The organism is Paraburkholderia sp. J67, from assembly GCF_905220265.1.
Taxonomy (GTDB): domain Bacteria; phylum Pseudomonadota; class Gammaproteobacteria; order Burkholderiales; family Burkholderiaceae; genus Paraburkholderia.
This window is the reverse complement of record NZ_CAJMZK010000020.1, coordinates 70,602-88,642: the sequence shown is the minus strand read 5'-3', so window position 1 is coordinate 88,642 and position 18,041 is coordinate 70,602. Positions and strand designations below refer to the sequence as shown.

Genomic DNA, 18,041 nt, shown 5'->3' with positions numbered 1-18,041 from the left:
ATGGGGTTCTGTCGGGGTGGACTCGCGGGTATGGGGGGTTCAGGCGACCACGGGCAGGGCGCGCACGCGGTAACGCTGGCGCAGGCTGCGGCCGAGCACCGGATCGTGCAGTTCCATCTCGAAGCCCTCGCCAGTGCTCATCGCCGCGAGATTGCCGTGCACGGCCAGCGTGCCGCTGAACATCGCGCAGTGTTCGGGCAGCACGGCCTCGGCGGTTTCGGGCGTTTGCGCGTAGCCGCGCCAGAGTGCGGGCGGCGGCAGCAGGCCGTCCACCGCGCCATGCTGATAGGGCCGCGCGTTGCCATCGGCGTCAATCAGCGACGCGCGCAGTTCCAGCCGGTCCCAGTGCGCGGCCACGTCGGCGTAACGCCAGGCTTCGCGGGCGAGCGGCTTCGCGCAGACCTGCTTCGACACGGCGACGCTATAGGCTTCGGCCTTGCGGTCGGTGTGATCGGAGCCGATCGTCACGAGCGTGCCGAGCGGGCTGTCCATCAGCACGCACTCGATCTCGCCGCTCGTATGGGTGCCGAGCACCTCGACGGTCTCGGCCTGGGTCAACTGGTCGGCGGCGACGCGGTAGAAGCAGGGCGTGCTCGTCGGCGGCGCGACGCCCAGCGCGGCGAGTTCGTCGATATGCGCCTGGATGGCCTGCGCGTCGCGCCCGGCCCAGCCCGCGATCACGAGCGTATCGATCTCGACGGGCACGGTGGCGGCGGCGCCATCGGCGGGGAAGACGGTGAAGGAAAGCGTGGTCATGGAGCAGTAAGGCAAAAACGTAGGGTTGAGTGCGGCCCCGGCATGGCGCGCGAGGCGCCTGCCGTGACCGTTCGAAGCGTGAGTGCTACGGGTGCGGGTTTATTCGTCGAGCGGGCGATGCGCCGTCTCGCGCGCTGCGAACAGTGCGAGCGCCGTGACCAGTAGCGCGCCGCTCACGTAGAGCGAGACTGCCGTGGTCGCATGCCAGCTACGGAACAGCGCGACGATGATGAGCGGTGCGAAGCCGCCACCGAGAATCCCGGCGAGCGTATAGGCGAGCGAGGAGCCGGCATAACGCACGCGGGTAGGGAACTGCTCGGTGACGAAAGCCGCTTGCGGGCCGTACATCACGGCATGGATCACGAGGCCGATCATCACCGCGAGCACAATCAATACGGGCTGCGAAGTATTGACGAGCGAGAAGAAGCCGAATGCCCAGACGATAGCGGCCAGCACGCCGCCAAGATAGACGGGGCGACGGCCGAAGCGGTCGGACAACGCGCCGAACAGCGGCACGGTCAGCGCGTTGCAGGCGGTGCCCGCGAGCACGGCGCTCAACGCAAGCGAACGAGAAAGATTGAGCACCGTCGTCACGTAAGTCAGCGTGAAGACCACGAGCAGCGCGTAGAGCACGTCCGAGCCGATGCGTGCGCCACCCGCCACCAGCAGACGCCGCCAGTGCTGCGAGAACACTTCCGCGACCGGCACCTTGGCGGTGGCGTGCGCTTCGTTGAGCTTCTCGAATTGCGGGGTTTCGCCCACGCTGTTACGCACCCAGAGGCCGAAGCCAACCAGCAGCAGACTCGCGAGGAAAGGCACGCGCCAGCCCCACGAGAGGAACGCGTCGGGCGCGACGGCAAGCGTGAGCAGCGCAATGAAACCCGTACCAAGCAGCGTGCCGAACGACGGCCCCACCTGTGCCCATGAGGCGTTGAGGCCGCGCTTTTTCTGGTCGCCGTGTTCGACCGCGAGGAGCACGGCTCCCGCCCATTCGCCGCCCAGCGCGATGCCCTGCACGAAGCGCAGGCTCACCAGCAGGATCGGGCTCAGGATGCCCGCGCTCGCATAGGTGGGCAGCACACCCATCAGCGCGGTAGTGAGGCCCATGAGCACCAGCGTGATCATGAGCACGGCGCGCCGTCCGACTCGGTCGCCCAGATTGCCGAAGATCAAACCGCCAAGCGGACGCGAGATATAGCCCACCGCGTAGGTGGAAAACGCCAGCAGCGTGCCCGCGAGCGGATCGACCGAGGGGAAGAACAAGTGATTGAAGACCAGCGCGGCGAGCGTGTTGTAGACGGTGAAGTCGTACCACTCCAGCGACGTGCCGATCATGCTGGCCGTGGCCAGGCGTCCGCGTCCCGCTCGCGGGCGCTCGAGCGCCGAGGCTGACGATGGTGACGAATCGGTCTGGGCGAGAGAGTTCATCGGGTTCTCCAAGGGATCAAGCGGCACGCCGTGCGTGTGGTGTGCTCTGGTTGTATTGGGTCGGCGCTGTTGCGTCGCTTTTCCGTCGTTGTTGCGTCGCTGTTGCGTCGTTATTCAGGCCGCGAGGCGCCAGAGCAGATCGAAGCTGCGCACCGTATCGGCAGTGGGTTGCACGTCGGCAAGCGTGGCGAGTTGTGCGGCGGTGTCGCGCGCGGCGGCGTTCGTACTGCCTTCGACGATCACCAGCGCGTCCTGCGGCGCGGTGGTCGCTACACCGTCGCTGGTGGGAAGCGGTGCGGACAACGATGCATCGGTCACGAACACGCGCACCGCATGCATACCGGGCGTGAGCGTGACGGCGTGCGCTGCATCGCGCCACGCTTGCGAGGCCACGGCTTGCGGCGACGCGATGAAGATCGCCGCGTGGCCGCCTTCGCCCGCGCCCGCCTCGAAACGCTGTTCGCCCACGCGGCGCTGCGTGTTGCTCATACGCGTGAAGTTCTGCATCGACCAGTCGGTCTGTACCGTGAAGGCCTGGCGGTAGGCGTCGCTATGGAACACGTCGAGCGAGGCCGTTACGTAGAGCGCCAGATAGCGGCGCGCGCCGCCGTCGTTGGCAAGGAAGCGGCGCGCGGAGCGAAAGCCCGGAATCGCGACGCGTTCCTGCATGTGCTCGCGGTCGTACCACGCGTTGAAATCGGCTTCGGTGTTTGGGTCTGTATCGGTCCAGATGCAGAGTTGCCCTGCGTTCGTGGATGCGGTCGTCGTGGTTGCCTGGCTCATCGGGTAATTCCTGCGCTCACAAAGGGAATCGGATAAGCGCAGTTTGGCGAGCGTGGGGTGTTCCGGTCCAACAAGAAAAAAAATACGCGTTGAAAGCGTTTTCTTATCGCTTACGGGAACGGGGGTTTTTGGCAGCGACTTTGGCGACTTCGGCGGCTTTTGCCGGCGCAGCCGCTGCGGCGCGGGCGTTCTGGCCCTCCAGTTCCGGCCCCAGTGCCGCCACGAACGCGCGTGCCTGCTCGGTCGCCAGTTCGGCGATGCGCGCGGGCAGCGGGTGGCTTTGCAGCCGGTAGCTCGCCACCAGTGGCAGAGGCGCAAACGCGCTTTCTACGTCGAGCACTTCGAGCGAACCGTCGTGCAACTCGCGCTGGATGATGGCGGGCGGCAGCGCGGCCACGCCAAAGCCATCGGAGACCAGCCGGATCATCGCGGCCACCGAGCTGATGCAATTGATGCGCACGGGCCGCTCGACGGCGCGCGCGAACTCGCGCTCCACGGCGGTATGCGGTCCCGAGTGACGCGAAAAACTCAGGATCGGCAGTTCAGCGAGACGTTCGAGCGCGACGAGCTGGCCCGCAAGGCCAAGCGTGGGGCTCGCGACCCAGCGCATGGGAAATTCACAGAGCGGGTGATTGACGAAGTCGCGGTCGGGCAGCGAATCGGTCTGCAGGATCAGATCGACGGCATCGGCGCGCAGCAGTTGCACGAGATGGATCGTGGTGTCGCTCGTCACTTCGACTTCGAGATGCGGGAAGCGCTCGCGCACGCGCGCCATCAGCGCGGGGAACCAGCTATGCACGATCGACTCCACCACGCCGATGCGGATCAGGCCCGCATCGCCGCTCGCATCCTCCACTTCGCGGCGCATTTCGTCGCCCAGACGCACGATGCGCTCGGCGTAGGCGAGCATCTTGCGCCCGGCGGGCGTGAGCGTGGCCGAGCGCGAATTGCGGTCGAACAGGCGCACGTCGAAGCTCTCTTCGAGCGAGGCGATGCGGCTCGACACCGCGGCCTGGGTGGTGTGCAACTTCTCGGCGGTAAGACGGAAATTCTGCAGGCGGGCGAGCCAGATGAAGGTCTCGAGAAACCGGATATTCATGGCTTCGTGTGGGGCAGTGGCAAATGCCTATCATATCGCGCCGAAATTCGCACTTATCCGCGCTGACACAAAACACGCGGCGCACGCCTGTGTCCCGGCGGCGATAACAAAATCTTTTCGACGCGAATTTATTTTCTTGTTTGACCGACTGCGCACCGGATCGCGACACTCTCGCATCCAGCCCGCCGATGTCTTTCTTGCGGCGATGCGAGTTTGCTTGTTCGTCAATCGCAACGGAATCCTAATTATTATCAAAAGAGGAAAACAACAATGCCGCGCCCAGCCACTCCTTGCTTCGCCCCCCGTCACGTTGCACTCGCCGTTGCCGCCGCCGCGCTGCTGCCGTGCGCCGCTCACGCGCAAACCAGCGTCACGCTCTACGGCACCATCGACACCGCGCTCGTCTACGCGAACAACGTGGGCGGAAAGCGTCAGGTCGAAATGAACAGCAGCAACGTGCTCGGCAATCGCTGGGGCCTGCGCGGCAGCGAGGATCTGGGCGGCGGACTGCGCGCGATCTTCGATTTGCAGAACGGCTATTCGTCGTCGAGCGGCGGCTTCCAGCAGGGCGGCGACGAGTTCGGCCGCCAGGCGTATGTGGGTCTCGCGTCGGCGCAGGCGGGCACGGTCACGATGGGGCGTCAGTACGATTCCGTGGTGGATTTCGTCGGTCCGTTGATCGCGGGCACGCAATGGGCCACGTATCTGGGCGGCCATCCGGGCGACCTCGACAACACCAATAACGACTACCGTTCGAACAATTCGGTGAAATACACGAGCCCCACGTGGTCAGGCTTTCGAGTGAGCGGTCTGTATAGCTTTGGCGGCGTGGCGGGCGAGTTCTCGCGCAATTCGATCTGGTCGCTCGGCGCGGGCTATGTGCGCGGACCGTTCACGCTGGGCGCCGCGTTCGTGCACGTGAAGGACCCGAACTTCTCGTACTTCGGCAATAACGCCACGTCGAGCGCCACGGCCAGCAATATGGCGGCGAGTCGCGTCTATTCGGGCTACGCCTCAGCCGGTGACGAACAGATCGCCGCCGTGGGCGGTTCGTGGCAGATGGGCGCGCTGACGCTGGGCGCGGTCTACACGAACACGCAGTTTCGCGACCTGGGCGCGCACGCGAGCCTCAATCCCGAAGGCTACGAGGGCGCCGCGAAATTCCATAACGCCGAAGTTAATGCGCGCTATTACGTGACGCCTTCCGTGCTGCTCGGCGCGGCCTATGACTACACGCACGGCTATGGCGTCAACAGCGTGAGCTATCAGCAGGGCGATCTGGGCGTGACCTGGTTTCTCTCGAAACGCTCGTCGCTCTATCTCGTCGGGCTGTATCAGCACGCCTCGGGCACGGATTCGACAGGGCACGCCGCCGTGGCCAACATCAACGGCCTGAGCGCTTCATCGACAGCCAACCAGGTGGCGGTGCTGGCCGGTATCACGCATCGCTTCTAAAACACGCGCCTCAGTGATAACCGGGATCGCCCTCGCGCACCTTGCCGCGAAACACGCGGTACTGCATCGCGTTGTAGACGAGGATGATGGGCAGCACGATCACCGTGCCCACGAGCGCGAACAACTGGCTCGAATGGCTCGACGAGGCTTGCCAGATCGTAAGCGAGGGCGGCACGATATACGGCCAGATGCTGATGACGAGCCCGGTATAACCGAGAAAGCAGATCGCGAGCGTGAGGATGAAGGGCATCGCTTCGTGGCGCTGGCGCAGCGATCGGAAGATGCCCCACACGCAGGCCACCACGAGGATCGGCACCGGCATGAACCAGCCCAGGTTGCCGCTGCCGAACCAGCGCTGCGCGACCGCGGGCAGGCCCAGCACGGTCCACAGGCTCACGACGATGACCGCCGCGAGCAAGATGCCGATGAGCGGGCGCATCAGCTCGCGCATCTTGCTTTGCAGCTCGCCATCGGTTTTCAGAATGAGCCATGCGCAACCCAGCGCCGCATAGGTCAACAGCACGCCAATGCCGCAGAACAGGCTGAACGGCGAGAGCCAGTCGAACGGATCGCCCACGAAGCGCGCATCGACGATCTTGATGCCCTGTAGCAAGGAGCCCAGCACGATGCCCTGGCAAAGCGCCGCGAGCGCCGATCCGCCCATGAAAGCCAGGTCCCACGCGTGCTGCGTGCGAGTCGCCTTGCCGCGCAATTCGAACGCCGCGCCGCGAAAGATCAGGCCCACCAGCATCAGGATCAGCGGCATGTAGTTCGCGGGCAGCAAGGTCGAATACACCACGGGAAACGCGCCATACAGGCCCGCGCCGCCCAGCACGAGAAAGGTCTCGTTGCCGTCCCACACGGGCGCGACGGTGTTGAGCATCACCTGGCGCTCGACCTTGTCCTCGAAGAAGGGAAACAGCAGGCCGATGCCCAGGTCGAAACCGTCGAGCATCACGTAGATGAACACGCCCAGCCCGATGATGAAGGCCCAGACGACAGGAAGGTCGATCTGCATGGCGTCACTCTCCCTTGAGCGCATCGAGCGCGCGGTTGTGCAGGCCCGGGTGAGGGTGCGACTCAGTGTGTTCGAGTTGCGGCTCGGGGCCTTTTTTCATCAGCTTGATCATGTAATAGACGCCCGTGCCGAACACGAGGAAATACACCAGCACGAAGATCAGCAACGAGACGCCGGCCTGCTGTTCGCCGATGGGCGAGACGGAGTCCACGGTGCGCACCACGCCATAGACGGTCCACGGCTGCCGGCCCACTTCGGTCGTGATCCAGCCGGCCAGCAGCGCGAGAATGCCCGACGGTCCCATGCAGAACATGAAGCGGTGATACCAGCGTGCTTCGTAAAGTTGCCCGCGCCAGCGCAAAAAGACGCCGAGCAGGGCGCTCAGCAGCATCAGCATCCCAAGGCCCGCCATGATGCGGAAGGTCCAGAACACGATGGGCGAATACGGCCGGTCCTGAGGCGCGAACTCCTTGAGGCCGCGAATTTCGCCGTTCCAGCTATGCGTGAGAATCAGGCTGCCCAGATGCGGAATCTGGATCGCGTAGCGCGTGACTTCGGCGCTCATGTCGGGCAGGCCGACGAGATTGAGCGCGGTGCCGCCGTGCTCGGTTTCCCACAGGCCTTCGATCGCGGCGATCTTGGCGGGCTGATATTCGCGCGTGTTCAGGCCATGCGCATCGCCCACGAAAATCTGGATCGGCGTGAGCAGGAGCAGCATCCACAGCGCCATCGAAAAGCTGCGCTTGACGGGTTCGTCGCGGCGGCCGTGCAGCAAATGCCATGCCCCGCACGCAGCGACGATAAACGCCGCCACGATGAACGCCGCGATGGTCATATGCGCGAGCCGGTAGGGGAACGAAGGATTGAAGACGATCTTCCACCAGTCCACCGGCACGATGCGGCCGTTCTCCATCGCATAGCCTTGCGGCGTCTGCATGAAGCTATTCGACGAGAGAATCCAGAACGTTGAAATCAGCGTGCCGATGGCGACCATGAGCGTCGCGAAGAAATGCGAGCGCGGCCCGACGCGATGCCAGCCGAACAACATCACGCCGAGAAAACCCGCTTCCAGAAAGAAGGCCGTGAGCACCTCGTAGGTGAGCAACGGCCCGGTGATATTGCCCGCGATGGTGGAGAAGCCGCTCCAGTTGGTGCCGAATTCATAGGCCATCACGACGCCCGACACCACGCCCATGCCAAATCCCACGGCGAAGATGCGCGACCAGAACAGATACATGTCCTTGTAGGCGGCGTCGCCGGTCGCGAGCCAGCGGCCTTCGAGCACGGCGAGAAAGCTCGCCATGCCGATGCTGATCGCCGGAAAGACGATATGGAACGACACCGTGAAGGCGAATTGCAGGCGCGCGAGATGAAAGGCGTCGAAGATTTGCATGATCGTGCACTCGTTCCAGACGTTGCTACGCAGCGTGCGCTTTCGTAGGATCAAAACCGGCCTTGCCGCTTGTGTCGAGCCGCTTGTGTCGAGCTAGCGTCGAACCCGAGTCGATCGTGACAAGCGACCCTCTTTAAAGCCTAGTGCACGGATGCAAACAACGTCAGCGGCGTGCCATTTTTCGTGTGCTTCAATAAAGACAGGCAAGCGAACGAGGAGCGCAATCGTGAATGCGGACCAACGTATCGGCAACATCCAGCAGGCGCAATCCTGGGACGATCTCCACTCGGCGATGGAAGGCTTTCTCGGCGAGGCGCAGTCGCGCTATCCCGCGCTCGAACAGGCGGGCGCACTGAAGGCCTGTATCGGCGGTAGCGCGTTCGCGGACGCGGTGGAGGCGCTCAAGCAATATCAATCGCTGACCGGCGAGTCTTACCCGCAGGCGCAGCGCGTGATCGAAGCCGCCGCGGCAAAGCACGCGGCGCTGGGCGGCGCGCCTACTTGCGCATCATCGCCTCGACCAGGAAATGAAACGGGAGCGTGAGCAGTACGGTGGCCCCAAAGCCCACGCACCAGAGAATCAACATCCATTTGAGGTTATGCAGAAAACCCCGGCGTTGTCCGGTCGAACGCTGCGCCATGATGGTGCCTCCCCTGAGTTTCTTTTTGAGCCCGGTGCTTCGTCTTTACCTTCACCACGCCAGCGTCTGCCGGAACACCTGGCCGCCATAGCCGTGGACGATTTCGTCGATCTGCGCCGGCGCGGGGTCGTGCGTTTCGAGCACGAGCGCCCAACTGCCCGGCTTCAATCCGGTTTCGATTTGTCGGGTGAGTGAGTTGTCGAGACGGGCTTCGATTTCGCGCGTGCCCAGCGCCGCGCCGCCGCCGATCGCAAGACCCGCGATCACGCCGACCGGACCGCCCAGCAAGCCGATGAGCGCGCCCGTGGCCGCGCCGATCACGACGCCCCAGTGCGCTCGGCTGTATTCGTCGAGCACGGTGAGCTTGCCCGCCGCGTCTTTGTGCACCATGACGCCGCTTTCGATCTTCAGGCCCTGGCCGTCGGTCTCGAAGTTTTTGAAGTCGCGCGCGGCCCGCTGTGCCTCGTCCAGCGTCCCGAAGGTCGCGACGATCAATTCCTGCGCCATGTGGATCCTCCCCGCGAGCCCGCTTTGCCCTTCAGACAAAGATAGGCAATTTGGGGGAGGGAGGGGAGAGATTCTGGATCGGGTGACGATCCAGCGGCGCGCGTGACTATCCGGTGATCAAGTCAGGCGCAGTGCGGCCGGGTTTTGATCAGACCGCCGCCTCGCGCCGCGAAGCGAAGCTCAACGCCAGCACGGCGAAGATCAGCACGCCGGTGGCGACCTGCTGCCAGTAGAAGTTCCAGCCGATCAGCAGCAGCCCGTTCGCCACGAGGCTCAGCAGCAACACGCCGAGCAGCGTGCCGGGCACGTTGGGCCGGCGCGCGCGAGAAAGCGTCGTGCCAATGAAAGTCGCGCCGATCGCATTGAGCAGATAGCCGTTGCCCGCCTGCGGCACATAGGCTTTCACCATCGACGACAACAGCAGGCCGACGACGCCATAGATCAGCGCGCCCGCGACGAACGTCGCCACGATGATCGCCGCGACCGGCAGCCCCGAATAGCGCGCGACGCCCGGCTGGCTGCCGAGCGCGGCGCTGTAGCGCCCGAACACCGAATGCGCGAGCGCCACGTGCACCACGAGCGCGAGCCCTGCCACGAGCCATAAGGGCACCGGCACGCCCGCGAAGGTGCCATGCGCGAGCGCGCTGAACAGCGGCGGCAGATCGAAGCCCAGCAGATAGACCGGCTGGCCGCCATCGGTGGCGAGTTGCTGCAAGGTCTGGCCAATGAACAGCGTGCCGAGCGTCGCCAGAAACGGTGCGATGCCCAGGCCCGCGACCAGCACGCCGTTGAACGCGCCCACCAGCAAGGCCGCGCTCAGCGCGGCGAGCGCCGCGAGCGGCACGCCCACATGCTGCGCGCTCAACAGCACGAACACGAGGCTGCTCACGTCGATGGCGGTGCCGATCGACAGGTCGACCGCGCCGATCGAGAGCGCGAGCGTCATGCCGAGCGCGGCAATCGCGAGCAGCGCGAAGTTGTTGAGCAGCACATCGGCGAGATTGCCGGGTCGTGCGAAACCCGGCGAGCACACCGCGAAGAACACGCTGACGGCGACCAGCGCGCCGGGCAGCGAAAAGCGCTGGATACGCGCGAACCAGTCAGTCATGGGCATGGGTTCCGAGGTGACGGCGACGCAGCAGCGCCGTGGTGGCGACCACGAACAGGATCAACGCGCCTTCGACGCCGTTGACCCAGTAGCTGGAGACGTTGTCGAGCTGAAAGCCGTTGCTGATGACGCCGATAAAGAGCACGGCCAGCAGCGTGCCTGGCATCGTCGGCACCATGCGGCGCGAGAACACCACGCCGAGCAGCGCGGACGCCACGACAGCCAGCAGGTTTTCGCCCGCGCCCGGCGAGCTGCCGCTCAGCAGCGCCGACGACGCCAGCGCGGCGAGCGCCGCCGCCAGTCCGCCGAGCAGATAGCTCGCCGACACATAGCCGCGCACGTTCAGGCCCGCCGCGCGCGCGGCCTGCGCATGTTCGCCGCTTGCGCGCAGGCGCAGCCCGAACGGCGTGTAGTGCACCAGCAGCGTGAAGAGCGCCGCCACCAGCAGCAACGCCGTGGCGAGATGCGGGATGCCGAATGCGCCTTCGTCGATCAGGAAGCTCAGCAGCGGCGTGGAGGCGGGCACCGAGGTGTTCTGCGTGAGCACGAGTTCCAGGCCGGCGCAGAGGTTCATCGTCGTGAGGGTGGCGAGCAGCGGCAGGATGCGCAGGCCGAGCACGGCGAACGCATTGAGCGCGCCGACCGCCACGCCTGCGGCGAGCGCGAAACCCACCGCGCCCGTGGCGGGCACGCCCGCCCGCAGCGCCACGGCGTGCACGGCGGCGCTCAGGCCCATGTTGGCGGCGATGGACAGGTCGAGACCGCCCTTGATCGGGTCCGCGCCGCCGCCGATCAGCACCGCCGTCAAGCCCAGCCCGAGCACGCCGACCACCGCCGACTGCTGCACCACATTGGCGAGATTCGCGATCGTGAGGAAGAGCGGCGAGGTCGCCGCGAACACCGCGAACACGAGCGCGAACGCCAGCACGGCGCCGCCGCGCAGCCAGAACTGCGCGCCCGTTGCGCCTGAGGCGTGCGCCGCGTTAGCAGCGGCGCGAGCGCTGTGCAGATCGTCGTTGCCACGCAGCGCGTCGAGGCGCTCGATCACCTTGCCGATCATGCTGCGTCCTCCTGTTTCTGCGCGGCTTGAGCACTCGTGCGCGCGAGCGTGGCCCACGCGAGCAGGTCCTGGGTGGTGGCCGCGTGCGACGGCACGTCCTGCACGATCGCGCCGCGTGCGAGCACGAGAACGCGATCGGTCACGTCGAGCAGTTCGTGCAGATCGCTCGAGAAAATCAGCACCGCCGCGCCTTGCACCACCAGTGAGTCGATGAGGCGGTAGATGTCCGCCTTCGCGCCCACGTCCACGCCGACTGTCGGTTCGTCGAGGAGATAGATGGCCGCGCCGTCCTCGGTCTGACGGCCCAGCCATTTGCCGAGCGCGACCTTCTGCTGGTTGCCGCCCGAGAGATGCCGTACCGGCGCAAGCGGGCCGGGCGTGCGCACGCCGAGCGTGTCGATCAAGGCGCGTGCCGCCGCGGTCTCGCGGCGCGTATCGAGCAGGCCGAAACGGCTGAAGCGCGCCAGACCCGGCAATGAAAGATTGTCGCGAACGGGCAGGGCCGTTGCGACGCCCTGGCGTCGGCGATCCTCAGGCACGAAGGCAATGCCGTGGCGCACCGCATCGGCAGGACGGCGCAGGCGCACCGGCTTGCCTTGCACCCGCAAGTCGCCGAGTACACCGCGCTCCAGACCGAACAGACTGCGCACGAGCGGCTTGCCGCCCGAGCCGACCAGGCCGGTCACGCCCAGCACCTCGCCACGCCGCAGCGTAAGCGACAAGGGACCGAAGCGGCCCGGCGCGTGGAGATCGCGTGCTTCGAGCGCGATCTCGCCGGCCGAGGCCGCGTCACGGCGCGTGCGCGCCGCCGGCTGCGTGCCGATCATCCCCGCAACCAGCGACTCGACAAGCGACTCGGCGGGCGTTTCGCGCGCATCGACGTGGGCCACATCGACGCCATCGCGCAACACCGTCACCCGGTCGCACAGCGACGCGATCTCGTTCAGGTAATGCGAGACGTAGAGGATCGTGAGCCCGCGGGCGCGCAGGCGGTCAATGGTTTGCAACAGACGTCCGACCTCGCGGCTTACTAGCGCGGCGGTCGGCTCGTCGAACACGAGGATGCGTGGCGTGCGCATGAGCGCACGCGTGATCTGCACGATCTGCTGCTCGGCGACGCTCAATTCGCCGATCAACCGGTCCGGCGGCAGGACGATATCGAAATGCTCAGCCAGCGCCTCGCTCGCGCGATGGCGCATGCGGCGAACGTCGAGCGGCAGCAGGGCGCGCAAACCGCCCGGGCGGCGCAGGCCTTGTGCGGCAAGCGGCTCGTCGCCGAGCGCGAGGGCTTCGGCGACCGTGAACGTCGGCGAGAGCAAACGCTCCTGGTGGATGAAGGCGATCTGGCCGCGCGCGGCCGTGCCTGAACCGGCCGTGCCTGGACCGGCCGTGCCGACACCCGCGCTATCGACGACATCGACGCCATCGACACGAATCTCGCCCGCATCCGCGCGCTCCAGCCCCGCAAGAATCTTGATGAGCGTCGATTTGCCCGCGCCGTTCTGGCCGATCAGCCCGTGCACGGTGCCGCGCGCCGCGCTCAACGACGCGCCGCGCAACGCCTGCACGCCGCCGTACTGCTTCACGAGGCCGCGCAGTTCGAGCGCGGGCGCAAGCGGCAATGCGCTCGCACCGTTTGCTTCAACAGGCCCGTCGGCAGGCCCGCTCATTTGGACGCAAGCTGGCCGGACGCGGCCGACTGGCCGAGCGCCTTCTGCACGTCGCCCGCGTTGTCTTTGGTCACAAGGATCGACGGCACGTAGGTGTAGGGCGGCAGATTGTGCTCGCCGGCAAGATAGCGCGCGACATTATCCACGGCAGTCTTGCCGATCAGCGCGGGCTGCTGCGCGACCACGGCGGAGGCGCTCGACTTCGGGTCCTTCACAAGGGTGACGACGTCCGGGCTGCCATCGACGGCGTAAGTGCGGATCTCGCTGCGATGCGCGGCGTCGACCGCCTGCGTCGCGCCGACCTGCGGCACGTCCCAGGCCGCCCAGATCGCCGAAATTTGTCCCTTCGGATACTTCGCCAGCAACTGGCTCACCTGTGCGTAGGCGCTTTGCACGGTGTTGGGAATGACATCGCGCAGCTCGGGCTCGATGATGTGCACCTTCGGGTAATACTTGAGCACGGCCTTCAACTGGTCATAGCGGATCGCGCACACGGGCACGCCGTAAAAACCATTGAACACGAGGATATTGCCTTCGCCGTGAATGTCGTTGACGAGCTTGAGCGCCAGTTGCTCGCCGATGAAAAAGTTGTCCGAGGTCGTGTCGTTCAGGCTCGACGGTGAAGCGGTGTCGATGGTGAACAGCGGGATATTCGCCTGGCGGATTTTTTGCAGCCACGGCTCCAGCACGGTTGCGGTGCCGAGTTGCTCGATGATGGCGTCGGGCTTTTGCGCGATGAGCGTCTGGATCTGCGCGATCTGCCGGTTGTCGTTGCGGCCCGCATCGAGCGCGATGGGCGTGCCGCCCAGACGCTTGACCTCGTCGATCGCGCCTTGATAGGCCTTCAGGTCCCAGTAGTGGTCCGTGCCGGCCGCCGTGATGCCGATGCGCTTGCCTTTGAGCGACGGCACGTCGGCGTCGCCCTGGGCGTGGGCGGCGGTAATCGGTCCTGCCAGGGCGGCTAATGCGCCGAGTGCGACGGCGAGCGCCACGGCGGCGCGTTTGATCGGGGCGTTGGGTCGGGTTGTCTCGCGGGTCATGTCGTCGTCGTGGATTCGTTGGCCTGGCGTTTGCCGCGTGATGGCGGCAAGCGTGTGGTGTTGCGAATCTAAACGGCATGGCTGCGCGGGTGAAACATTGAATCGAGCTAAGGATAGTGGCTGTGGGGTGGAATGCTTTTGGGTTTCTGGGGGAAGATCGGATGCGGTTGATTTAATTTGACATAAGATAAATTATCACCATTTTATTCAGGGTCTGGTGCTATCATCCGGCACGAACCCTCGACAACAATCCTCCAGAAACCTCCGGCCTGGTCGTAAACGCATGAGTAACCCTTGTTCGCGCGGTGCGCGCAATCCGCTGCTGATCATGCTCGACCTTTTGATTCAATATTGGGGAACGCTTAGAAGTTCCTCTGCCGCGGACGACAGCGCTGCCTTGAGACTCGCCCAGGTGCGCGTCATGATTCATCAATTGCCGATGATGTACGGGCTATTGATCGTCAATACATGGGGCCTGGTGCTGCCGCATGAAAGCAGTTTTCCTTACTGGCAAGGCGTACTTTGCCCGCTGGTTCTGACCGTCTTCTGCCTGATTCGCGTCGTTTCATGGCTGCGACTTGCGAACATCGACGTGACGCCTGAGCACGCGGCTGCGGTCTTGCGGGGCACGCGCAGGCTCGCGTGGATTTTTGCAGTCGTCTTCTCGGCGTGGTCGCTGTCACTGCTGCCGCACGGCGGCGAGGCATTCAAGCTGCACGTCGCGTTCTATATGGCCATCACGGTCATCGGCGTGATCTTCTGCCTGATGCACGTCATTCAGGCTGCGTTTACCGTGACGGTCATCGTCAACGGTGCGCTCGTCATTACCTTCGTGCTCTCGGGCAACGACGTGTTTCAGGCCATTGCGATCGATACGTCGCTCGTGTCGCTCGCGATGCTGATGGTTTCATTTACCCATTTCAGAAACTTCGCGGACCTCGTGGCGGCGCAAAGCGAGAATCGCCGTCTGGCGAATATCGACAGTCTCACCGGCTTGCCCAACCGGCGCGCCTTCTTCGACGCGCTCGACCAGCATTTCGACGGCGCGACGGCTTCCGGCAGCGCCCTTGCGGTCGGGCTCGTCGACCTCGATGGTTTTAAATCGGTCAACGACATCCACGGTCATTCGGCAGGCGATCAGGTGCTGGCCAAGGTGGCGTCGCTGCTGGCTGGCGCCTGCGGCGGCGCGACCGTGCTCGCGAGGCTTGGCGGCGACGAATTCGGCATCATCGTGACGCACGACTGCTCGCCGGCCAGCCTCCAGCAACTCGGTCAGCGGATCTGCGAGGCTTTTCGCTATCCCGTGACGATTGGGGAATATTCGGTGCGCCTCGGCACCACCATCGGGTTTTCGACCTATCCCCAGAGCTCGCGAAACAAGGCCGATCTGTTCGATGCGGCCGACTATGCCCTGTACGAGGGCAAGCGCCGCGCGCGTGGCTCGGTGACCGTTTTTACCGAGACGCATCGCAATGCAATCATCCGCGAGTCGCAAATCGCGCAGGCCCTGCGCTCGCCTGATCTGGACCGGGAGCTGAGCGTCGCCTTTCAGCCGATTTTCTCGCTCGACCAGGCGCGCACGGTCGGCTTCGAAGCCCTGGCGCGCTGGCACAGCGCGACGCTCGGCACCGTCGCACCGGGCGAGTTCATCCCGGCCGCCGAACGTAGCGGCGTCATCAACAGTTTGACGCTTGCGCTCTTCAGCCATGCGTTGGCGCGAGCGACGCAATGGCCGTCGGATATCGGCCTGTCCTTTAACCTGTCCGCCCACGATTTCGCCGATGAACGCGTCGTTGCCGGACTCGCGCAACGCATAGTCGACAGCGGCATCGAGCCTTCCAGACTGGACTTCGAGATCACCGAAACGGCGATGGCCCACGATTTCGAGCAGGTGCGCAAGGCAGCCGGGACGCTGCGCAGCCTGGGATGCGGTCTGTCTGTCGACGATTTCGGCACGGGCTATTCGAGTCTGTCTTACCTGTGCAACCTGCCACTGACCCGCATGAAGATCGATCGGACTTTCGTGACCGGTCTCAAAGTGGGCACGACGGCGTTTACCGTGGTTCGCACCTTGCTCAGTCTCAGCCGGCAAATGATGCTCGAATGCGTGATCGAAGGCGTCGAATCGGCCGCAGAGTTGCGAACGGTCGCGAAGCTCGGGGCCACCCTCGTCCAGGGCTATTATTGCGCCCGTCCGATGGAGGGCTCCGCCATTGCGTCTTATCTGGAAGGTGAACGCGCTACGCTGGCCGGCGTAGCGGACTAGTTTCCGGGGGCGGACGGCTTTCTCTTTCTCGAATGAGCCAGCAAATCGCGAATCACATCGACGAGCCGACCGACAGGCGTCGGCTTTCTCAGCAAGGTGTTCCAGAGCGCCTCGGACAAAAGCGGCGGCTCGGCCGCAGTGAGCAATACGACCGGGATGCACGCGGTGAATTTGTCTGACTTAAGCCGCCGACACAACGCAATACCGTCGAGCACGGGCATCATCCAGTCAGTCACGATCAGATCCGGATGCTCGCGTCCCGTCAGGCGTATACCCGCCTCCCCGTCACTCGCCAGGAGCACGCGGTAACCCTCCGCCTCCAGTAAAACCTGCAAAGGCGCGAGTATTTTTGCGTCATCGTCGACCAGCAGAATCGTCTGCACCGCCACGGCCTGCCTGCGAGGGTTCAACCCTGACAACCAGCAATTCGCGTTCCTGGTTGTCCAGACGCCCTAACCCGCCGCGAACAACCCGGCGGCGCAACCCTCAGCTGCGCTCTCGCGATTCAGCAAGCCAATTAATCAGGATGTCGAATCTATTTTCGTGCGTTTTGCAAGCGGCATTGCCCAGCGGATGTCCGGCGATCGACTGCGATCGGCACGGTGCCCTAATTCCTTGACTTCCCCAATCTTCAGGCGTAGGGTAAGAATCTGAAGTCTTCAAGAAGTGTGATTGCTGCTCATCATTCACCGCGGGGCGCGGTACTCGTTGTCCTCTCCCTCCTTGATCCTTTTCCCTGTGCGCCATTCGGAGCACGCCTATACCTGTTCATCTCAGGAGTCTTCCATGGACACCGGTACCGTAAAGTGGTTTAACGACAGCAAGGGTTTTGGTTTTATTACGCCCGACGCAGGCGGCGACGATCTATTCGCCCACTTCTCTGAAATTCGCGGCGACGGCTTCAAGAGTCTCGCTGAAGGTCAGAAAGTCAGCTACGAAACCAAGCGTGGCCCGAAGGGTCTACAGGCAGCCAATATCACTCCGCTATAAGCCATCCGCCGCCTGACGTCACGGCAGGCGCGCTTCTTCACGAAACGGGTATCGCCGGCCGCCTGCGGAGCAGCCGCGACGTGTAGGCCAGACGACGATACCCGCCTCTCCTCGCTCGATCCCCATGCGATAGCGCTCGCTTGAGGGCGCCAATCGAACGTCGTCGGCGCCAGGGCGCATTCCACGTGGCTGTCGACCTGGTGGAGCCCTGTGTTGACCCTGTCACTGACTTCACGTACCGTGAGGCTCTGGAACAGGCCTTACTTCAGCTTTCCCGCCACAAGCGCACAAGTGCTGTGTATCGCCGCACCTGGCTGGGAATGACCTGAAAAATTCACGCAGAAGCGCATCCGCATGACATCAGCGAGATGCACTTTGGCGAGATGCACTACGAACCGAACGGAAGAACGGAACCGCTCGGTCCCACGAGATGCGAGACGGTACACGCCGACTTTTCGAAAGTCGAAACGCAAGAATTTTTCACCACAACATGCCGCCCATGCGAACTGAGCAACGCGCCGTTCCGCACTACCTTGTCCTGCGTGCAGACTGTCCGGTATATGTACTGGATGTCAACCGTGTGATCCTGCGCCGCGAGGCCAGCCAACTGCTTCGGGCGTTTGCGAAGGCCCGGGGTACGCCCACCTCGATCGCCGATGAACCGTGGGACGGTTTTTCCTCGCTGGAATGCATCGAGCCTCACGAGCGCAAAGCCGTCGAAGCGTATGCGTTGATTCGCGGCGATGAAAGCGCCCATCAGCTATCGCTGCTGGTGTCCCTCTAACAGCACAGCAACGTGCGGCATGCCCGCCAGCGGGCGTGCCATT

At 64.4% G+C, this 18,041-nt stretch carries 17 protein-coding genes; 5 read left to right on the top strand and 12 right to left on the bottom strand.

Going from position 1 to position 18,041, the window contains the following annotated elements; all coding sequences use genetic code 11:
- Positions 1-39: 39 nt before the first annotated feature.
- The 4 genes from U5782_RS28805 to U5782_RS28790 form a co-directional block, all read right to left on the bottom strand.
- Positions 40-756, bottom strand: a complete 717-nt coding sequence (locus U5782_RS28805) for a DUF2848 domain-containing protein (protein ID WP_322047264.1) — start codon at positions 754-756, stop codon at positions 40-42.
- A 99-nt stretch (positions 757-855) separates the two neighbouring features.
- Entirely contained in the window at positions 856-2,184 is a 1,329-nt protein-coding gene (locus U5782_RS28800) for an MFS transporter (protein ID WP_322047263.1), read from the bottom strand.
- 114 nt (positions 2,185-2,298) lie between these two features.
- Positions 2,299-2,967 carry a DUF4286 family protein gene (locus U5782_RS28795; RefSeq protein ID WP_322047262.1) on the bottom strand — a complete coding sequence of 223 codons (669 nt, stop codon included), beginning with the start codon at positions 2,965-2,967 and terminating at the stop codon, positions 2,299-2,301.
- A gap of 103 nt (positions 2,968-3,070) precedes the next feature.
- The gene (locus U5782_RS28790; protein WP_322047261.1) at positions 3,071-4,066 is read right to left on the bottom strand and encodes a LysR family transcriptional regulator; all 996 of its coding nucleotides are present in this window, start codon (positions 4,064-4,066) and stop codon (positions 3,071-3,073) included.
- A gap of 270 nt (positions 4,067-4,336) precedes the next feature.
- On the opposite strand from U5782_RS28790, the gene U5782_RS28785 reads away from it, so the two are divergent.
- A complete protein-coding gene (locus U5782_RS28785) occupies positions 4,337-5,521 on the top strand; it encodes a porin (protein WP_322047260.1) in 1,185 nt (394 codons plus the stop codon).
- 10 nt (positions 5,522-5,531) lie between these two features.
- Here the strand turns inward: U5782_RS28785 and cydB are convergent, their stop codons facing one another.
- Both cydB and U5782_RS28775 read right to left on the bottom strand, forming a co-directional pair.
- Positions 5,532-6,539, bottom strand: a complete 1,008-nt coding sequence (cydB, locus tag U5782_RS28780) for a cytochrome d ubiquinol oxidase subunit II (RefSeq protein WP_322047259.1) — start codon at positions 6,537-6,539, stop codon at positions 5,532-5,534.
- 4 nt (positions 6,540-6,543) lie between these two features.
- Positions 6,544-7,932, bottom strand: coding sequence for a cytochrome ubiquinol oxidase subunit I (locus U5782_RS28775; protein ID WP_322047258.1), 1,389 nt, complete (start codon positions 7,930-7,932; stop codon positions 6,544-6,546).
- Positions 7,933-8,158: 226 nt separating this feature from the next.
- Between U5782_RS28775 and U5782_RS28770 the strand changes: the two genes are divergently transcribed.
- On the top strand, positions 8,159-8,476 hold the full coding sequence (locus U5782_RS28770; protein WP_322047257.1) for a hypothetical protein: 318 nt from the start codon (positions 8,159-8,161) through the stop codon (positions 8,474-8,476).
- A 148-nt stretch (positions 8,477-8,624) separates the two neighbouring features.
- Here U5782_RS28770 and U5782_RS28765 read toward each other — a convergent pair whose 3' ends face one another.
- The 5 genes from U5782_RS28765 to U5782_RS28745 form a co-directional block, all read right to left on the bottom strand.
- Positions 8,625-9,080: a DUF1269 domain-containing protein gene (locus U5782_RS28765; RefSeq protein ID WP_322047256.1), complete on the bottom strand. Its 456-nt coding sequence runs from the start codon at positions 9,078-9,080 to the stop codon at positions 8,625-8,627.
- 148 nt (positions 9,081-9,228) lie between these two features.
- Positions 9,229-10,188: an ABC transporter permease gene (locus U5782_RS28760; protein ID WP_322047255.1), complete on the bottom strand. Its 960-nt coding sequence runs from the start codon at positions 10,186-10,188 to the stop codon at positions 9,229-9,231.
- Entirely contained in the window at positions 10,181-11,248 is a 1,068-nt protein-coding gene (locus tag U5782_RS28755) for an ABC transporter permease (RefSeq protein ID WP_322047254.1), read from the bottom strand. Before U5782_RS28755 ends, U5782_RS28760 begins: the two co-directional genes overlap by 8 nt.
- Positions 11,245-12,918: a sugar ABC transporter ATP-binding protein gene (locus U5782_RS28750; protein ID WP_322047253.1), complete on the bottom strand. Its 1,674-nt coding sequence runs from the start codon at positions 12,916-12,918 to the stop codon at positions 11,245-11,247. The genes U5782_RS28755 and U5782_RS28750 overlap by 4 nt, the downstream gene beginning before the upstream one ends.
- Complete coding sequence (locus tag U5782_RS28745) at positions 12,915-13,958, bottom strand: sugar ABC transporter substrate-binding protein (protein WP_322047252.1); 1,044 nt, start codon at positions 13,956-13,958, stop codon at positions 12,915-12,917. Before U5782_RS28745 ends, U5782_RS28750 begins: the two co-directional genes overlap by 4 nt.
- A gap of 421 nt (positions 13,959-14,379) precedes the next feature.
- Here U5782_RS28745 and U5782_RS28740 point away from each other — a divergent pair, with 421 nt between their 5' ends.
- The gene (locus U5782_RS28740) at positions 14,380-16,224 is read left to right on the top strand and encodes a putative bifunctional diguanylate cyclase/phosphodiesterase (protein WP_322047251.1); all 1,845 of its coding nucleotides are present in this window, start codon (positions 14,380-14,382) and stop codon (positions 16,222-16,224) included.
- Here U5782_RS28740 and U5782_RS28735 read toward each other — a convergent pair.
- Positions 16,221-16,613: a response regulator gene (locus U5782_RS28735; RefSeq protein WP_322047250.1), complete on the bottom strand. Its 393-nt coding sequence runs from the start codon at positions 16,611-16,613 to the stop codon at positions 16,221-16,223. The genes U5782_RS28740 and U5782_RS28735 overlap by 4 nt on opposite strands.
- A gap of 397 nt (positions 16,614-17,010) precedes the next feature.
- Here U5782_RS28735 and U5782_RS28730 point away from each other — a divergent pair, with 397 nt between their 5' ends.
- A complete protein-coding gene (locus U5782_RS28730) occupies positions 17,011-17,214 on the top strand; it encodes a cold-shock protein (RefSeq protein WP_322047249.1) in 204 nt (67 codons plus the stop codon).
- Between the two features lie 580 nt (positions 17,215-17,794).
- Positions 17,795-17,998: a hypothetical protein gene (locus tag U5782_RS28725; protein WP_322047248.1), complete on the top strand. Its 204-nt coding sequence runs from the start codon at positions 17,795-17,797 to the stop codon at positions 17,996-17,998.
- Positions 17,999-18,041: the final 43 nt, after the last annotated feature.

Excerpts from the sequence above, each read along its gene's own strand:
- U5782_RS28775 (WP_322047258.1), bottom strand. The coding sequence starts at position 7,932 with ATGCAAATCTTCGACGCCTTTCATCTCGCGCGCCTGCAATTCGCCTTC.
- U5782_RS28800 (WP_322047263.1), bottom strand. The coding sequence starts at position 2,184 with ATGAACTCTCTCGCCCAGACCGATTCGTCACCATCGTCAGCCTCGGCG.
- U5782_RS28745 (WP_322047252.1), bottom strand. The coding sequence starts at position 13,958 with ATGACCCGCGAGACAACCCGACCCAACGCCCCGATCAAACGCGCCGCC.
- U5782_RS28760 (WP_322047255.1), bottom strand. The coding sequence starts at position 10,188 with ATGACTGACTGGTTCGCGCGTATCCAGCGCTTTTCGCTGCCCGGCGCG.
- U5782_RS28785 (WP_322047260.1), top strand. The coding sequence starts at position 4,337 with ATGCCGCGCCCAGCCACTCCTTGCTTCGCCCCCCGTCACGTTGCACTC.
- U5782_RS28755 (WP_322047254.1), bottom strand. The coding sequence starts at position 11,248 with ATGATCGGCAAGGTGATCGAGCGCCTCGACGCGCTGCGTGGCAACGAC.
- U5782_RS28795 (WP_322047262.1), bottom strand. The coding sequence starts at position 2,967 with ATGAGCCAGGCAACCACGACGACCGCATCCACGAACGCAGGGCAACTC.
- U5782_RS28730 (WP_322047249.1), top strand. The coding sequence starts at position 17,011 with ATGGACACCGGTACCGTAAAGTGGTTTAACGACAGCAAGGGTTTTGGT.
- U5782_RS28750 (WP_322047253.1), bottom strand. The coding sequence starts at position 12,918 with ATGAGCGGGCCTGCCGACGGGCCTGTTGAAGCAAACGGTGCGAGCGCA.
- U5782_RS28740 (WP_322047251.1), top strand. The coding sequence starts at position 14,380 with ATGATTCATCAATTGCCGATGATGTACGGGCTATTGATCGTCAATACA.
- U5782_RS28805 (WP_322047264.1), bottom strand. The coding sequence starts at position 756 with ATGACCACGCTTTCCTTCACCGTCTTCCCCGCCGATGGCGCCGCCGCC.
- U5782_RS28765 (WP_322047256.1), bottom strand. The coding sequence starts at position 9,080 with ATGGCGCAGGAATTGATCGTCGCGACCTTCGGGACGCTGGACGAGGCA.
- cydB (WP_322047259.1), bottom strand. The coding sequence starts at position 6,539 with ATGCAGATCGACCTTCCTGTCGTCTGGGCCTTCATCATCGGGCTGGGC.
- U5782_RS28790 (WP_322047261.1), bottom strand. The coding sequence starts at position 4,066 with ATGAATATCCGGTTTCTCGAGACCTTCATCTGGCTCGCCCGCCTGCAG.